General features: G+C 44.5%; 14 protein-coding genes and 2 pseudogenes. All 16 read left to right on the forward strand.

The window, feature by feature from the left end; all coding sequences use genetic code 11:
- Window positions 1-499: 499 nt before the first annotated feature.
- The 16 genes and pseudogenes from rsmG (at window position 500) to N4627_RS00530 (ending at window position 17,444) form a co-directional block, all read left to right on the forward strand.
- Window positions 500-1,225 (forward strand): 16S rRNA (guanine(527)-N(7))-methyltransferase RsmG, encoded by a 726-nt coding sequence (gene rsmG, locus N4627_RS00455; protein ID WP_040530553.1) that lies wholly within the window; start codon window positions 500-502, stop codon window positions 1,223-1,225.
- An 18-nt stretch (window positions 1,226-1,243) separates the two neighbouring features.
- Window positions 1,244-2,218, forward strand: coding sequence for a nucleoid occlusion protein (locus N4627_RS00460; protein WP_124032058.1), 975 nt, complete (start codon window positions 1,244-1,246; stop codon window positions 2,216-2,218).
- A gap of 11 nt (window positions 2,219-2,229) precedes the next feature.
- Entirely contained in the window at window positions 2,230-3,000 is a 771-nt protein-coding gene (locus N4627_RS00465) for a ParA family protein (protein WP_003716216.1), read from the forward strand.
- On the forward strand, window positions 2,987-3,874 hold the full coding sequence (locus N4627_RS00470; RefSeq protein WP_003716215.1) for a ParB/RepB/Spo0J family partition protein: 888 nt from the start codon (window positions 2,987-2,989) through the stop codon (window positions 3,872-3,874). The genes N4627_RS00465 and N4627_RS00470 overlap by 14 nt, the downstream gene beginning before the upstream one ends.
- 15 nt (window positions 3,875-3,889) lie before the next feature.
- A complete protein-coding gene (locus N4627_RS00475) occupies window positions 3,890-4,090 on the forward strand; it encodes a DUF951 domain-containing protein (RefSeq protein ID WP_003716214.1) in 201 nt (66 codons plus the stop codon).
- Between the two features lie 37 nt (window positions 4,091-4,127).
- Window positions 4,128-5,225, forward strand: a complete 1,098-nt coding sequence (ychF, locus tag N4627_RS00480) for a redox-regulated ATPase YchF (RefSeq protein ID WP_003716213.1) — start codon at window positions 4,128-4,130, stop codon at window positions 5,223-5,225.
- A 393-nt stretch (window positions 5,226-5,618) separates the two neighbouring features.
- On the forward strand, window positions 5,619-6,395 hold the full coding sequence (locus tag N4627_RS00485; protein ID WP_098045141.1) for a DUF1129 domain-containing protein: 777 nt from the start codon (window positions 5,619-5,621) through the stop codon (window positions 6,393-6,395).
- Window positions 6,396-6,569: 174 nt separating this feature from the next.
- Window positions 6,570-7,241 (forward strand): deoxyribose-phosphate aldolase, encoded by a 672-nt coding sequence (deoC, locus tag N4627_RS00490; protein ID WP_240411299.1) that lies wholly within the window; start codon window positions 6,570-6,572, stop codon window positions 7,239-7,241.
- A gap of 17 nt (window positions 7,242-7,258) precedes the next feature.
- A complete protein-coding gene (locus tag N4627_RS00495; RefSeq protein WP_260964806.1) occupies window positions 7,259-8,452 on the forward strand; it encodes a phosphopentomutase in 1,194 nt (397 codons plus the stop codon).
- A 217-nt stretch (window positions 8,453-8,669) separates the two neighbouring features.
- The gene (gene guaB / locus N4627_RS00500; protein ID WP_003716208.1) at window positions 8,670-9,812 is read left to right on the forward strand and encodes an IMP dehydrogenase; all 1,143 of its coding nucleotides are present in this window, start codon (window positions 8,670-8,672) and stop codon (window positions 9,810-9,812) included.
- Between the two features lie 807 nt (window positions 9,813-10,619).
- A pseudogene (locus tag N4627_RS00505) lies at window positions 10,620-11,165 on the forward strand (LCP family protein); the annotation flags it as partial.
- Window positions 11,166-11,825: 660 nt separating this feature from the next.
- The gene (tet(W), locus tag N4627_RS00510; protein ID WP_260964808.1) at window positions 11,826-13,745 is read left to right on the forward strand and encodes a tetracycline resistance ribosomal protection protein Tet(W); all 1,920 of its coding nucleotides are present in this window, start codon (window positions 11,826-11,828) and stop codon (window positions 13,743-13,745) included.
- Between the two features lie 34 nt (window positions 13,746-13,779).
- Complete coding sequence (locus tag N4627_RS00515; RefSeq protein WP_449279980.1) at window positions 13,780-14,649, forward strand: DUF4368 domain-containing protein; 870 nt, start codon at window positions 13,780-13,782, stop codon at window positions 14,647-14,649.
- A gap of 73 nt (window positions 14,650-14,722) precedes the next feature.
- Window positions 14,723-15,232: pseudogene (locus N4627_RS00520) on the forward strand (LCP family glycopolymer transferase); the annotation flags it as partial.
- A gap of 351 nt (window positions 15,233-15,583) precedes the next feature.
- Complete coding sequence (locus N4627_RS00525; protein WP_098045137.1) at window positions 15,584-16,273, forward strand: response regulator transcription factor; 690 nt, start codon at window positions 15,584-15,586, stop codon at window positions 16,271-16,273.
- Between the two features lie 28 nt (window positions 16,274-16,301).
- Window positions 16,302-17,444, forward strand: coding sequence for a sensor histidine kinase (locus N4627_RS00530; protein WP_003716205.1), 1,143 nt, complete (start codon window positions 16,302-16,304; stop codon window positions 17,442-17,444).
- Window positions 17,445-17,508: the final 64 nt, after the last annotated feature.

Here is a 17,508-nt window from a genome sequence, read left to right on the forward strand (position 1 = left end):
AATTTACTTGTAAGCGAATACATGCAACTACAATTATTATATCGTGAATTATGTAGAAAGGCGACTAGAGAGCGGTGCAATTGCGTCAGTTTAAGAAAAATTATAGAATAGGGATCCTTGGCAGGGAGAGTGGCTAGGTTGGTCAAATGCTGATTTATCAGCGTTTGAACTGCCAGCCAGCTACTGCGTTGTTGCACTATTATCTATGTAAGATAGCAAAGAGGCTGGGGTGTTTCCCAGCTTTTTTCTTTGGGTAGAGTTGATGGGTGTGGTGAATGAGGAACTGCTGCGGCTGAGCTGAAACGTGTTTGCCGTGACCGCAACTTCCGCCTAGCTATCCCGTCCTTGATTGTAAAACAATCATCGTCCGGGATTTCCTAGTGCTCAGTTGCTAGTTCGTCACGGCTCACACTCTATTTTCCCCTTGAAAAAACCCGGTAATTAAGTTACAGTAGTAAAAGACGTGAAACAAAATTGTTTCACGAAAGGAGAAGCTAAAATGAATCCAGAACAATTTCAGCAGGCGCTTGCGGAACGGGGAATTAACCTTAGCGATGCGCAAATGAAGCAGTTTGCTGAGTATTACGACTTACTAGTCGCAACTAACGAGCATGTTAACTTAACACGAATTACTGAGAAAAAGGAAGTCTACCTTAAGCACTTTTTTGATTCTATTAGCGGAGTGTTTGCAGAGCCAAAGTTAATGACTGATGAATTAACGCTTTGTGACATTGGTGCAGGCGCGGGTTTCCCATCGATCCCAATAAAAATTGCGTTTCCACAGCTAAAGGTTACGATTGTGGATTCACTAAATAAGCGGATTATCTTTTTACAAGAGTTAGTAGATCAGCTAGGCTTGTCTGACGTCACCCTTGTTCATGATCGAGCTGAGACTTTTAGTGCCAAAAGAAGCGATCATCGTGAGCAATACGATATTGTTACAGCTCGGGCGGTTGCGCGGTTAGCGGTTCTGAGTGAATTATGCCTGCCAGCAGCGAAAGTTGGCGGTGAATTTATTGCTTATAAGGCAAGTGCTGCTCCAGAAGAAATTCAGCAAGGTGGAACAGCAATTAAGAAACTTGGAGGACAAATCCGGAAGACGGTTAAACTAGAATTGCCGGGAACTGATGAAGAGCGAAACATTGTCGTTATTGATAAGGTTGCAGCAACGCCCAAGAAGTTTCCGCGACGTCCTGGATTGCCAAATAAGAAACCAATTCAATAAAAGTGAGGGAGAGAGAATATGGCGTTTTCATTATTCGGTATCGGTAAAGATCACTCTGGCGATACAAAGAATAAGGTTGTTGAGATTAAGGTTGATCAAATTATTCCAAACCGGTATCAGCCACGGAAGGTCTTTGACCAAGATGCAATTCGTGAATTAGCACAAACAATTGACGAACACGGTTTACTACAGCCAATCGTTGTTCGTGAATATGAATCAGCAAAGTATGAAATTATTGCCGGTGAACGGCGGTACCGTGCTGTGAAATTGTTAAACTGGGATACTGTTCCAGCAATTGTTGAGAAGATGAGCGATAAAGAAACCGCCTCATTAGCGTTGATTGAAAATCTTCAGCGATCACAATTAAGTTCCGTTGAAGAAGCTCAGGCTTACCGTCAGCTAATGGACTTGAACCACTTGACTCAAGCAGCGTTGGCAAAGGGGATGGGAAAGAGTCAATCCTTTGTTGCTAACAAGCTTCGTTTACTGAAGCTGATTAAGCCGGTTCAAACAGCAATTCTCGATCATCGGATTTCTGAACGGCATGGTCGGGCGATGCTGGACCTGGATGAAAAGCAACAACGAGAAATGTTAATGCGGGTCGTTAATGAACGGTTGACAGTTCGCCAGACTGAAGATGAAGTTGCCCGGACTCTTGGCCGACCATTACCGTCAGAACTTGCTAAGCAACGAGCTGAAAAGAAACGGCAAGAATTAGCTGATCTTGAAGGAATGCCAGCTGAGGAACCAACCACTGAAGAGACCGTTGAAAGCTCAAAACAGGCACAACCAAAGAAAAAGAAGACTAGTAAACGGCGAAAGAAGAGTGCTACTAGTAAGCAGTCCGCGAAGGCTACCGATGCTCGGTTGGCTTTGAACACCATCAAAAAGTCAATTAAACTAGCCACTGATAATGGCTTTACTATTACGACTCACGAAAAAGATGATGATGATACTTACCAATTAGTTATTGAAATTCCGAAGAAACAGTAGGAGGCAGAAAAATGGGGTATGTTATTGCATTAGCCAACCAAAAAGGCGGCGTTGGTAAGACGACAACAAGCGTTAACCTAGGAGCTTGTTTGGCAGACGCCGGTAAAAAAGTCCTCCTGATTGATCTTGATCCTCAGGGAAACGCCACAAGCGGTTTGGGGATTGATAAGAAAGATATTGATGAGAGCGTTTATGACGTTTTGATCAATGATGTTGATCTGAAAAACGTGATCTTGCCGTCAAGTCATCAGGGCTTAGATATTGTTCCAACTACAATCGCTCTTTCTGGTGCGGAAGTTGAATTAACTAACCTGATGGCTCGGGAAACCCGGTTGAAGGATGCTTTCGGTGATGTTAAGGATGAATATGATTATATTTTGATTGATTGCCCGCCTTCCCTTGGATTGTTGACGATTAATGCTTTTACTGCTTGTGATTCGATTCTAATCCCGGTTCAGAGTGAGTACTACGCGCTTGAAGGGTTAAGTCAGTTGTTAAATACCATCAAGCTGGTTCGCAAACACTTCAATTCTGCATTGAAGATTGAAGGAGTGTTGTTAACAATGTACGATAAGCGGACAAACTTGGGTCAGCAGGTTAATGCGGAAGTCAAGAAGTACTTTGGTGACCAGGTCTACGAAACGATCATTCCACGAAATGTTCGTTTATCCGAAGCACCGAGTCATGGACAAGCGATCGTTGATTACGATAAACGATCAACAGGAGCGAAAGTTTACCAACAATTAGCAAAGGAAGTGTTAGCTCGTCATGGCGAAAAATAAACAAAGCGGACTAGGACGCGGGATTGAAGCGCTCTTCGAAGAAAATGATTTTAATGAGATTAACGATAACGAAACGGTCCAAGATGTTAAACTATCGCTGATTCGTCCTAACCCATACCAGCCGCGACGGACGTTTGATCAAAAGGCACTCCGGGAGTTGGCATCCTCGATTCAGGAATCAGGAGTATTTCAGCCGATCATTCTTCGTCAGCCAGATCCAAAGTTAAAGCGGTATGAGTTAATCGCTGGTGAACGGCGCTTCCGAGCATCTAAACTTGCTAAACAAACCACGATTCCAGCCATCATTCGAACCATGAGTGATGAAAAGATGATGGAAGTTGCTGTCTTGGAAAACCTTCAGCGAGAAGACTTAACACCGTTGGAAGAGGCACAAGCTTACCAGACATTAATGGATAAGCTGTCCCTTACTCAAGCTCAGGTTGCGGAACGACTAGGGAAGAGTCGTCCGTACATTGCTAATTACCTGCGTTTGCTGGGCTTGCCGAATGAGATTAAGGAATTAGTTTCTGCCGGGAAGCTATCAATGGGTCAAGCACGAACGTTATTAGGTTTGAAAGATCGCAAGCAATTGGTTAAACTTGCTAAGCAGGCAGTTGAAAAGAATTTAACTGTCCGGCAGCTTGAAGAACTAGTTGCCCAAATGAACGGGACAGCTGAAAAGAAACGGGCAAAGCGTCGCCAACGAAAGCCAGCCTATGTTCGTGAAGCAGAATCTCAGTTGCAAAGTAAATTTGGGACAAAGGTTGCGGTGGCGCCGAGTCGGAAGAAGAATGCCGGGAAAATTGAAATTCCGTACACTTCCGCTGACGACTTTAACCGGATTTTGGAAGTGTTAAACATTTCGTTAGATTAAGGAGGATGATCACTGATGGCAGCATATGATAAGGGCGATATTGTGATGATGAAGAAGCAACATCCGTGTGGTACCAATCGGTGGTTAATCACACGTGTCGGTGCGGATATTAAAATTCAATGCACTGGTTGCGGCCACATTGTGATGATGACACGGCAAAAGTTTGATAAGGGCTTTAAGAAGGTCCTGGAAAAAGCCGCTGAGTCTGAAGATTAGAAATAAAAATTAAATTGAAAAGGAAAGTGAACAACTTATGTCATTAACTGCAGGGATTGTTGGATTACCAAACGTTGGTAAGTCAACCCTATTCAACGCGATTACTAAAGCAGGAGCCGAAATGGCTAATTACCCATTTGCCACGATTGATCCGAACGTGGGGATGGTTGAAGTTCCAGATAGTCGTCTTCAACGAATTGATGAAATTATCCCAGCCAAGAAGATCGTCCCAACAACGTTTGAATTTACTGATATTGCCGGGATCGTTAAGGGTGCCAGCAAGGGTGAAGGACTTGGTAACAAGTTCTTGGAAAACATTCGGCAAACCGATGCGATTGTTCACGTTGTCCGGGCTTTTGATGATAATGACATTACTAGTGTTACCGGGAAGGTTGACCCGATCGATGATATTGATACCATCAACCTGGAATTAGTAATGGCTGATCTGGATGCCGTTAACAAGCGTCTCTCTAAGGTTCAACGGGCTGCTAAGGGTCGTGATAAGGATGCCTTGGCTGAATTAGATGTTCTTAACAAGATCAAGCCAGTTCTTGAAGACGGGAAGAGTGTTCGGTCAATTGACTTTAACGATGACGAAAAGAAGATCGTTAAGGGACTCTTCTTGCTAACCAGTAAGCCAGTTCTTTATGTTGCCAACATCTCTGAAGATGACATGGCAGATCCAGATGCTAACAAGTACATGGATCAAATTAAGGAACATGTTAAGGGCGATGGTGAAGTAATCGGGGTTGCTGCCGCTGCCGAAGAACAAATTGCTGAAATGGACGAAGCAGACAAGGCTGACTTCCTTGAAATGGAAGGCGTTAAGGAACCAGGATTGAACCGGTTGATTCGTGCTGCCTACAAGCTTTTAGGGCTTGAAACCTTCTTTACTGCTGGTGGCCCTGAAACTCGTGCCTGGACTTTCAAGAAGGGTACCAAGGCACCACAAGCAGCCGGAATCATCCACTCCGACTTCGAACGGGGTTTTATCCGTGCCGAAGTGATGAGCTTTGACGATCTCGACAAGTTAGGATCCGAAGCCGCCGTTAAAGAAGCCGGTAAACTCCGCCTCGAAGGAAAAGATTACGTCATGCAAGACGGCGACATTGTGGAATTTAGGTTCAATGTCTAGAGTGCCTTCGCCCCAAAGAGTTTCCGGAAAGCTAGCAATTTCTCCTGACGAAGGCGACTTGCGCCTAGGAAGGAGGTTGCTAGCTCTAGGAAACTCGGGCGAAGCACGTTTTGACTATGTAGCCTAGAACTCTAGCAAGACCCTGGCGAGCACGTTTCGACCATTTAGCCTAGAACATCACGGCGAAGCGCAGTAGCTGAGTGACTTTTGCCATCAACAAGTTGATAGTCAAAAGCCTACTCATCCTTGCGTGGGTTCACAGACGAAATTGATAAATCAATTTCTGGTTCACTCCAACGTTTCGACCATGCAGACTAGAACTCTAGCCGATCCCTGGCCAACCCATTTCAAACAACCAACCTCATACCAAGAGATAAAGAGAGGAGTCTCATTGTGAGCGAAAATCAACCACGAAACGCTCAAGCCGGTCAACGACAAAAAGAACATTTAAAAGAAGACCGGCGTGAAGCGGGAAATGCAATTAGTAAGCATAACTTAACAAAGAAAAATGAAGAATTCGTTTTTCAACTAAATAAGCAGCTTGAACGTCAAGGAGTTGCTAAAGAAAAGCGTCCTGAGATTATTCAAGATACTATTACCCAACTTAAAGAAGGACAAAAGACGGGTAAAACTGCCAAAGCGTTATTCGGAACCCCGACAGAATATGTCAAAAATCTAAAGGACCCGAAGAAAAATAATCAGCCTAACCACATGAGTAAGCAATCTATCAAGCTGCTTGCCCTTGATAATATGCTGATCTTCTTCAGTATCTTTACCTTTATGTTCGGATTAATGTTCTGGATCTCACCAGCAGCAATGAAGATGACCCACTATGGTAGCAGTGGTCTCTTGGCAATTGTGCTAGTATCCGTATCTGGTGGTCTCTTATATGGCTACGTGGCTTCCCAGTTACAACCGGTCAAGAAGAACGGTAAGTGGGTTCAAGCAAAGCCAGTTTGGTTCCGGATCTTAACCGTTGCTTTTGGATTAGTTGTTTGGCTAGCCGTTTACATGGCTTCCAGCTTGTTGCCTAATGTAATCAACCCTCGATTAAATGCTTGGGCCTACATTATCCTTGGTGTAATTGCCTTTGCTGGAGATATTATCTTCCGGCGCAAGTACCACATTACCGGTGCTTTCTACGGCAACCGAAATAATCGGCGTAAGTAAATCATTATTCTAATCAAATTAGCGGGAACGCAATTGTAAAATCCAGTCTGGTTTTACAGTTGCTTTCCCGTTTTTTAGATCGGATTGATGTTACTTAATGGCCCCTAACAGTAGCTTTTTTACTAATAAATTGATAATATGAAAGCGCATACAAAAATAAAGGGCGTGACTGAAATGAAGCTAAGTTGTAATCAATTAGCAAAATACCTGGATCATACGATGCTCAAACCCGAAGCAACTGCAGCGATGATTGATCAAACGGCGTTTGAAGCGATTAAGTATCAGATAGCTTCTGTTTGTATTAATCCATACTGGGTAAAGCGGGTTCACCAGAAATTATCTGAAACGGGAATTAACACTTGTACAGTGATCGGCTTTCCGCTTGGTGCTACTTCAACAGCCAGTAAAGTTCTTGAAAGTCGTCAGGCGATTAAGGACGGAGCAGACGAGTTAGACATGGTAATTAACATTGGTGAGCTGAAGGCTAAACATGATGATGCTGTAGTAGCTGATATTAAAGCTGTTGCGGATGAAGTTCATCATGCACACCGTATTTTGAAAGTGATTATTGAAACAGCCCTGCTAACTGACGAGGAAAAAGTTCGAGCATGTCAGTTAGTGATTGCTGGTCAAGCTGACTTTGTAAAAACTTCTACTGGCTTTTCAACTTCTGGTGCTCAAGTGGCAGATGTTGAATTGATGCGTCAGACGGTTGGTGATGCAATTAAGATTAAGGCTGCTGGCGGGATCCATAGCTATGAGGAAGCGATGGCAATGATCGATGCTGGTGCAGATCGCTTGGGTGTTTCTGCGTCAGTTAAGATCCTTAATGGAGCACCAAAATAACAAGGAGGAGTGTAATAATGGCATATCAACGAGTATTTGTAATCGTTCTGGATTCGGTGGGAACCGGACAGGCAGGGGATGCAGCTAAGTTTGATGATTTTGGTGCAGATACCCTTGGTCATGTTGGTGAATATTATCAGGGGAGACTCCAACTACCAAACCTAGGTAAAATGGGATTAAGCAATCTTCGCAACACGCCAATTGAGGGAGTTTCCGTTGCTACTCCGGCAATTGGAGATTATGGACAAATGGCAGAAGTATCGGCTGGTAAGGATAGTATGAATGGTCATTGGGAAATGATGGGGTTGCCGTTAGCTAAACAGCTTAATACCTTTCCTGATGGTTTCCCACAAAAATTGATTAAGCAGATTGAGGATTTTTCTGGGAGAAAAGTGATCGTTAATAAACCATATTCTGGAACACAGGTAATTCATGACTATGGTGAACGGCAGATGAAAACTGGAGAATTAATCATTTATACTTCGGGAGATTCGGTAATGCAGATTGCAGTTCACGAAGAGGTAATTCCAGTTGATGAGCTTTATAAAATTTGTCAGTATGCGCGAACATTATTAAATGGGCCGGAATATACGGTTGGTCGAGTAATTGCACGGCCTTATGTTGGTCCAGATCGCGAGCACTTTGTCCGGACTGCTAACCGGCATGACTTCAGCTTAGCGCCAACGGGAAAAACTGACTTGGAGCGGCTGCAGGAAGCTGGTTACGATGTAATTGGAATTGGTAAGATTAACGATATTTTCTCTGGTAAAGGGATTGATCGGGGATTTCATAATGAAAGTAACGCGGATGGGATGGATCACCTAGATGAGGTAATGCAAGAAGACTTCACTGGCTTCTGTTTTACTAACCTAGTTGACTTTGATGCAAAATATGGTCACCGAAGAAATCCTCAAGGTTTTGGTCAGGCATTAATGGAACTTGATCAACGGCTTGGTCATGTCCTTGACGAACTGCGACCGGATGATTTGCTGATCATTACGGCTGATCACGGGAATGATCCGGGATTCCGAGGAACCGACCATACTCGGGAAAATGTGCCCCTGCTTGTTTATTCACCAACGATGAAGGAGAAAAATCAGTCGTTAGGGGTTCGAAAGACCTTTGCTGATCTTGGTGCGACGATTCTGGATAACTTTAACGTTCAAGGAGAAAACGGGACGAGTTTCTATCATGAAATTAGAAATGATTAAAAGGCGGATTTCTAAAGCATCAACTAAAATGTAACCACTTAATAACCGAACTTTTATTTTAAAAACCGGCTGATTTAAGTGAATAATTCGTAATTAGTCCCTGAATAGCGAACATTATCCGTCAATTCAAGAAATAATTTACCGATTTTGTTGATTTTTAGAAAAATTACTAGTAAAGTATACCTAATCAAAATTCAAAAAAGGAGTGTCTAGTCACATGTCAAATTGGGATACTAAGTTTGTCAAGAAGGGTTTAACGTTTGATGATGTCCTTCTGATTCCTGCAGAAAGTCACGTTTTACCGAATGAGGTTGACCTTAGTACGAAGTTAGCAGATAACATTAAGTTGAACATTCCGATTATTAGTGCCGGGATGGATACCGTTACTGAAGGAGCAATGGCGATTGCGATGGCGTTACAAGGTGGACTTGGGGTTGTTCACAAGAACATGTCCATTCAAGCCCAAGCAGGCGAAGTAGCTAATGTTAAGAGTGTGGTTGTTCCAGCTAGCGCAACCAAGGCTGCAGTTGACGATCAGCACCGGTTGCTTTGTGCTGCCGCAGTTGGTGTGACTAGTGATACGTTTGAACGGGCACAAGCTTTGCTAGATGCTGGTGCAGACGCAATTGTTATTGATACTGCCCACGGTCACTCTGCTGGTGTTCTCCGTAAGATCAAGGAAATTCGTGATCACTTCCCAGATGTTACATTAATTGCCGGAAACGTTGCCACTGGTTCAGCTACAAAAGCCCTTTATGATGCCGGAGTAGATGTAGTTAAGGTTGGTATTGGACCTGGTTCAATCTGTACTACTCGGGTTGTTGCTGGTGTTGGTGTCCCACAAATTACTGCCATTTACGATGCTGCACAAGTTGCTCGTGAATACGGCAAGCCAATCATTGCTGATGGTGGGATTAAGTACTCAGGTGACGTTGTTAAAGCCTTAGCTGCCGGTGGAAATGCCGTAATGCTTGGTGGAATGTTATCCGGAACCACTGAAGCACCTGGTGACGTTTACGAAGATAATGGTAAGAAGTACAAGGCTTACCGTGGAATGGGTTCTGTTGGTGCAATGGCTCAAGCTCATGGTTCATCAGACCGGTACTTCCAAGGTGGTGTTAACGAAGCCAACAAGTTAGTTCCAGAAGGGATCGAAGCTCGTGTTCCTTACAAGGGTGACGTTGCTGATGTTCTCTTCCAAATTGATGGTGGTCTTCGTTCAGGAATGGGTTACGTTGGTGCCCCTGACATCCCAACAATGATCGAAAATGCCCAATTTGTTCAAATTACTAACGCCGGTCTCCGTGAATCCCACCCTCACGATGTTCAAATCACTAAGGCGGCTCCAAATTATAAGTAGAGTGCCTTCGCTCCAAAGAGTTTCCGGAAAGCTAGCAATTTCTCCTGACGAAGGCGACTTGCGCCTAGGAAGGAGTTTGCTAGCTCTAGGAAACTCGAGCGAAGCACGTTTAAAATAGAGTGTGAGCAGGTATAGAAGACCCGTAAGACAACAATTTCTCCCGACTGGATGCTGGAAGCATTTGGGAGGGAGTTTGTTGTCTATAGGGGCTTCCCTGCGAACACGTTTTGACTTTGTTGTAGTAAGAACATCATCTAAGCAGAGGTCGTTAGCTCTAGCGAGTTCCGAGGGAGCAGATCTCGGCTTGGTTGCCTAGAACGCTAGGCTGCGTTTTGACTCAGTTGCAGTAGGGACAAGCTCCTGACGAGCAAATCACAACTTAATCACCAAATAAAGAAGAAGTAGTTAGTGAATTTTTCACCAACTACTTCTTCTTTATTGCTTATTAGTGGAACGGTGAGTCTTGGTATCCTTGACCGAAATCAGTAATGCCGGAAAATACCATCAAGCAAATTATAATAATTCCTGCGATCATCAGGAGAATAAAACCGACTTTCTGGTAGCTCTTTAATACGTGCCAGATATTCTTTGGTGTAATGAATAATAAGATAAAACCAATAATAGCAATTATATCAAGTAGCGATTTCGTGAAAATCTCCTCCCTTTGCTACTAGATGGTTTTATTATGCACAAGATCGAAACCGATTTCAACGCTGTAATTCCTGGATAATATGTGTTTATGAATAGAGATCGTGTTAGAATCAACTTATAAATTTTGAAATGAATAAATAATCTAGGGAGAAAAAGATGGACAATCAATCAGAGAGCGAATTTCCGTTAACAAGGGCTGAGTACCAGCGGCAAATTCGTCGTGGCAATAACCAAAACGGCGGTAATGGACCGCACCGTCACCGAGGAAGGAAAATTTTCGGGATCATTATCTTGATTCTTCTAGTTATTGTGGTAATTTTTGGTGGTCTTGCTTGGCATAACGCCAAACAAACAAGTGATCAAATGTTCACATCAGCTGGAGCTAATAAACGGCGAAATGCTCAAAAAGTGCTTGCTCAGAAGCGACCAGTATCAATTCTTTTGTTAGGAACGGATACAGGTGACCTAGGGCGAATTTATAAGGGACGGACAGACACCATTATTGTGATGACGATCAATCCGCAAACCAAGAAAACCATGTTAATGAGTGTTCCACGGGACATGAAAGTTAACCTTCCTGATTATGAGGATGAATCTCCAGCAAAGATCAATGCAGCCTACGCATATGGCGGTACTAAGGAGACAATTAACACCGTTCAAAAGTATTTCAATATTCCGATTGACTACTACGCCCTAGTTAATGCTCATGTACGGTAAAGAAGCAAGCAACCGAAAACAATAGATAGACCGCCAGCACTACACTATTCCGAACCAAAGACCAAAAGATAAGCATTTTGAGAAAATCTAAACTTTTGGATTTTCCTACAATGCCGACTACGGCGGAATCCCTCCCACTCCTTATATATTTCTTTCTGTATACATTGAATTTGTATTTAGTAAAATGCAGACAACACCACGGATCGGCTTTTGGCTGGACAATTCCAACCAAACACCGCAGCAGACAGTAGAAACCATTCTGAACGTTAGGAAGCCGGTATGATTGTTACATATAAGGGGAAGAAAAATTTCTTTTAGATACTTGTTTTCCTAAAACTGATGTGATATAATAATTAAATTCCATAAAAGGAGTAAAAAATATGCGGCAAGGTATTATTAAATAAAACTATAATCAAATAGTGGGAACAAAGGATTATGATAGTCCCTTTTGTAGGGGCTTAGTTTTTTGTACCCAATTTAAGAATACTTTTGCCTTATCAATTTTGACATATCCCCAAAAACAGCACTCACAAACAGGTGTATGCTGTATATGTGTATGTCCGCAAATTATCATCCCCAGTGGTAAAAGTATTTTACTGCTGGGGATTTTTATGCCCTTCGGGGCAGTAAAGGGAGGACAATCACATGAAAATAATCAATATTGGAATTCTTGCCCATGTAGACGCTGGAAAGACGACCTTGACGGAGAGCCTGCTATATGCCAGCGGAGCCATTTCAGAACCGGGGAGCGTCAAAAAAGGGACAACGAGGACGGACACCATGTTTTTGGAGCGGCAGCGTGGGATTACCATTCAAGCGGCAGTCACTTCCTTCCAGTGGCACAGATGTAAAGTCAACATTGTGGATACGCCCGGCCACATGGATTTTTTGGCGGAGGTGTACCGCTCTTTGGCTGTTTTAGATGGGGCCATCTTGGTGATCTCCGCTAAAGATGGCGTGCAGGCCCAGACCCGTATTCTGTTCCATGCCCTGCGGAAAATGAACATTCCCACCGTTATCTTTATCAACAAGATCGACCAGGCTGGCGTTGATTTGCAGAGCGTGGTTCAGTCTGTTCGGGATAAGCTCTCCGCCGATATTATCATCAAGCAGACGGTGTCGCTGTCCCCGGAAATAGTCCTGGAGGAAAATACCGACATAGAAGCATGGGATGCGGTCATCGAAAATAACGATAAATTATTGGAAAAGTATATCGCAGGAGAACCAATCAGCCGGGAAAAACTTGTGCGGGAGGAACAGCGGCGGGTTCAAGACGCCTCCCTGTTCCCGGTCTATTATGGCAGCGCCAAAAAGGGCCTTGGCATTCAACCGTTGATGGATGCGGTGACAGGGCTGTTCCAACCGATTGGGGAACAGGGGAGCGCCGCCCTATGCGGCAGCGTTTTCAAGGTGGAGTATACAGATTGCGGCCAGCGGCGTGTCTATCTACGGCTATACAGCGGAACGCTGCGCCTGCGGGATACGGTGGCCCTGGCCGGGAGAGAACAGCTGAAAATCACAGAGATGCGTATTCCATCCAAAGGGGAAATTGTTCGGACAGACACCGCTTATCCGGGTGAAATTGTTATCCTTCCCAGCGACAGCGTGAGGTTAAACGATGTATTAGGGGACCCAACCCGGCTCCCTCGTAAAAGGTGGCGTGAGGACCCCCTCCCCATGCTGCGGACGTCGATTGCGCCGAAAACGGCAGCGCAAAGAGAACGGCTGCTGGACGCTCTTACGCAACTTGCGGATACTGACCCGCTTTTGCGCTACGAGGTGGATTCCATCACCCATGAGATCATTCTTTCTTTTTTGGGCCGGGTGCAGTTGGAGGTTGTTTCCGCTTTGCTGTCGGAAAAATACAAGCTTGAAACAGTGGTAAAGGAACCCACCGTCATTTATATGGAGCGGCCGCTCAAAGCAGCCAGCCACACCATCCATATCGAGGTGCCGCCCAACCCGTTTTGGGCATCCATCGGACTGTCTGTTACACCACTCCCGCTTGGCTCCGGTGTACAATACGAGAGCCGGGTTTCGCTGGGATACTTGAACCAGAGTTTTCAAAACGCTGTCAGGGATGGTATCCGTTACGGGCTGGAGCAGGGCTTGTTCGGCTGGAACGTAACGGACTGTAAGATTTGCTTTGAATACGGGCTTTATTACAGTCCGGTCAGCACGCCGGCGGACTTCCGCTCATTGGCCCCGATTGTATTGGAACAGGCATTGAAGGAATCAGGGACGCAACTGCTGGAACCTTATCTCTCCTTCACCCTCTATGCGCCCCGGGAATATCTTTCCAGGGCTTATCATGATGCACCGAAATACTGTGCCACCATCGAAACGGTCCAGGTAAAAAAGGATGAAGTTGTCTTTACTGGCGAGATTCCCGCCCGCTGTATACAGGCATACCGTACTGATCTGGCCTTTTACACCAACGGGCAGAGCGTATGCCTTACAGAACTGAAAGGGTATCAGGCCGCTGTCGGCAAGCCAGTCATCCAGCCCCGCCGTCCAAACAGCCGCCTGGACAAGGTGCGCTATATGTTTCAGAAGATAATGTAACGTCTTGCGCAATGCAAGCGTTCATTGCTGGCTATTGCGAAATATCATTGATAAAATCAGTATCAGAACGGAGAAGCCCTCTTACAAGGTCAAGCACAGCGTTGAGAACCCCATCGAGAAGCAGGCTATCTTCCCAAATCACCATGAGCCGATTATCGACACGGAAACATGGGAGCGTGTGCAGGAGTTACGCAAGCAGCGAAAACGCCCGAACCGCTATGATGAAGTGGGGCTGTTCTCTGGTATGCTGTTCTGCGCCGACTGCGGCCATGTGCTGTATCAGCAGCGGTATCAGAACAAGAACCGCAAGCAGGACTGTTATATCTGCGGCAGCTACAAGAAGCGTACCCGTGACTGTACGGCACACTTTATCCGCACCGACCTTTTGACGGCGGGCGTGCTTTCCAATCTCCGGCAAGTGACGGAATACGCCGCCAGGCATGAGAGCCGCTTTGTAAAGCTGCTCATCCAGCAGAACGAAATCGGCGGCAAGAGAAAGACCGCCGCAGCCACGAAGCAGCTTGAACAGGCCCAGACACGCATTGCCGAAGTGAACCGCATTATCAAGCGGCTGTATGAGGACAATGTAAGCGGCAAAATCAGCGACGAGCGTTTCATGGAGCTGTCGGCGGACTATGAGCAGGAGCAGCGGGAACTGAAAGACCGGGCTGCCGCTTTGCAGGAGGAACTTTCCAAGTCGCAGGCCGCCACCGTCAACGCCGAGAAATTCATGGGGATTGTGAGAAAGCACCTTGCTTTTGAAGAATTGACCCCCACCCTCTTGCGGGAAATGATTGAGAAAATCGTCGTGCATGAGTGCAGCTATGACGAGAACGGCACCCGCAGGCAGGACATTGAGATTTATTACAGCTTTGTCGGCAAGATAGACTTGCCGGAAGCCTAACGCCTGACCTATCCGACACAGCCCTAAGTGCCGGATAGGAACGGCAAAATTTTTTACACTTCTATTACTTCTTTATCGCACATTAGCAAATATGGCGGGGATGAAGCAGGCCATTAATCAAGTTGGCGGGGTCACCGTTACTTCACCATTAACCTTTACGTATGAAGGATATTCCTTTACCAAGGGAGTCCCTGAACACATGAACGGAACAAAAGCATTGAAGTTCTGTCGAATGCGGTATGATGATCCGCAAGGTGACTATGGCCGTCAACAGCGACAAAAAATGGTAATTATGGCACTGCTGAAGAAGTCCGCATCTTACAAGACAGTTCTTAACCAAAAATTCTTAAAGACAATCTCGAAGAATGCTAAGACAGATTTGTCATTCAGTAATATGATGACCCTTGCGAAGTCTTATCGGGGAGCAACTAAGAATATTCAACAGGGACACGTCCAAGGAACTGATGATGATTCTGATGGTCAAGCTTTCCAAAGTGTTTCTTATAATGAACGACAGCGAGTTTCCAATATTTTGCGTAAGAATCTTGGCCTCGATCCGGTAGATATTGATGAGGGAGAATAACTAAAATTAAGAGAGAGGATGGAAAAAAACTAGGCGTTCTTTCATCCTCTTTCCATATTTAGCGCTCTCCGAACCTATAGAGTCTCCAAATAGGCTCACTTCGTATCGTAACTGAGGGACTCGAGCCTAACGCAGCGAAGCAAGCCTATTCGGCTACGAACGATTCTGATGATTTCATCATCATTCATCGTTCTAGGTTAGCCAACCGTCCCTCCGAGAAAGTTAATTCCCAGCTTCTTGTTCCAGCTTCTTCTAAGTTTCTTTAAACTATTCCGCTAAATCTCGCCGTTAAGATCGATAAACGCTTATAATAGTATGTTAGTAAGAAAGTTCTCAAGGGGTGGATAAAGGATGAAGATTTTAGTAGTCGATGATGATAAAGAGATCGTTCAATTATTAGAAATTTATATTCGTAATGAAGGCTACGAGCCAGTTACCGCATACGATGGTAAGGAAGCCTTGACTAAGTTAAATACTAATCCCGATATTGGGTTAATCATTCTGGATTTGATGATGCCTGAAATGGACGGGATGCAGGTCATCAAGCAGGTACGGAAGGATTCAGACATTCCAATTCTTGTTCTCTCTGCTAAAACCGCAGACATGGATAAAATTCAGGGATTGATTAGCGGTGCTGATGATTATGTTACCAAGCCATTTAACCCGCTTGAAGTAATGGCACGGGTAAAGTCCTTGCTGCGGCGGAGTCAGGGAGAGGTAACCAATGATACTCCTGATATTTTGAATGTTGGCCCATTAACAATTAATAAGGACTCCCATGAAGTTAAGACGATTAAGGGTGATACCATTCAATTGACTGCTTTAGAGTTTGGAATTCTCTATCTTTTGGCTAGTCATCCTAACCGGGTATTTTCCGCTGATGATATCTTTGAGCGGGTATGGCAGCAGGAAAGCGTTGTTTCTGCTAAAACTGTTATGGTTCACGTTAGTCACTTGCGGGATAAGATTGAAGAAGCAACCAATGGTGAAAAGGTGATCCAAACCGTTTGGGGCGTTGGTTACAAGGTAGAAGACCACTAGAATTTAGCGAGGTTATGGAGGAGAAACTTTGAAGCTAACAGGACGGGAGAAAAGTTCATTAATCCTTGAAGGGGTTATTACGGTTATCCTGCTTATCTTGCTGGATATGGCGATTATCACGATTGCTCAGGATGTCATCCAGAGTAATCCAGGAATTACCAGCGGTATTTTCATGATTAAGCAATCAATGAGGATCGGGCCAATGCAGGCGCAAATTTGGAGTTACCAGCGGATCCTGATTGCTATTTTAGTTGTGATTGACATCTGGGTTGTTTGGTGGCGGTTGCGTCGACGATACCACTTGTATCAAATGAACCATATTATCCGGGAATTGCATTATATCGCTCAGGGACACCTGGATCACCGAATCCCGTTTCGACTAAAAGGGAGCGAACAACACGTGATTACCAGTGTTAATGCCCTGGTTGATAGTGCTGTTCGGTCGATGGACGATGAACGAAAAATTGAAAAATCAAAAGACGAGTTGATCACGAATGTTAGTCATGATCTCCGGACACCGTTAACTAGTATCATTGGCTATTTAGGGTTGATTGAGGATAAGCAATACCGAAGTGAAGAAGATATCCTTAAATATACTCATATTGCTTATGAAAAGGCTAAGCAAATGAAGAACCTGGTTGAGGATCTCTTTGAATATACAAAGGTTCAGCAACATGGCAGCCCGGTTAATATCATGAAGATTGACCTTAACCAGCTTTTGGAACAGTTAACGGCAAGCTTTGAACTAGAGGCCCAACATAAGGGAATTGAAATAACATCATCTGTTGAGCCTAACCCGTTGATGATTGAAGCGGATCCGGAAAAATTAGGGCGAGTTTTCAGCAACCTTGTGGCAAATGCCTTAAAGTATGGTAATGGTGCAAGCTATATTAAGGTAGCTGCTCATCAAAAGCAGGATCAGGTTGTGGTAAAGGTTAGCAATGATGGGACGCCAATTCCAGCGAAGTCAATTGAGCACTTGTTTGAACGGTTTTACCGAGCAGAGGGTTCACGGTCGCGGGCAACAGGCGGAACTGGACTGGGATTAGCAATTGTAAAGAGCATTGTTGATCTGCACCACGGGAACGTTCAAGTAACATCTGACGATAACGAAACGAGCTTTATTGTTACTTTGCCGTTGAAGCAAAAACAGCCGAAAAAGAAAAATTAACAAGAAAAACATCAGGACTTATCAATTAAATCCTGGTGTTTTTATATTCAGTTGATTTTGAATG

This window comes from Limosilactobacillus vaginalis (genome assembly GCF_025311515.1).
GTDB lineage: Bacteria > Bacillota > Bacilli > Lactobacillales > Lactobacillaceae > Limosilactobacillus > Limosilactobacillus vaginalis.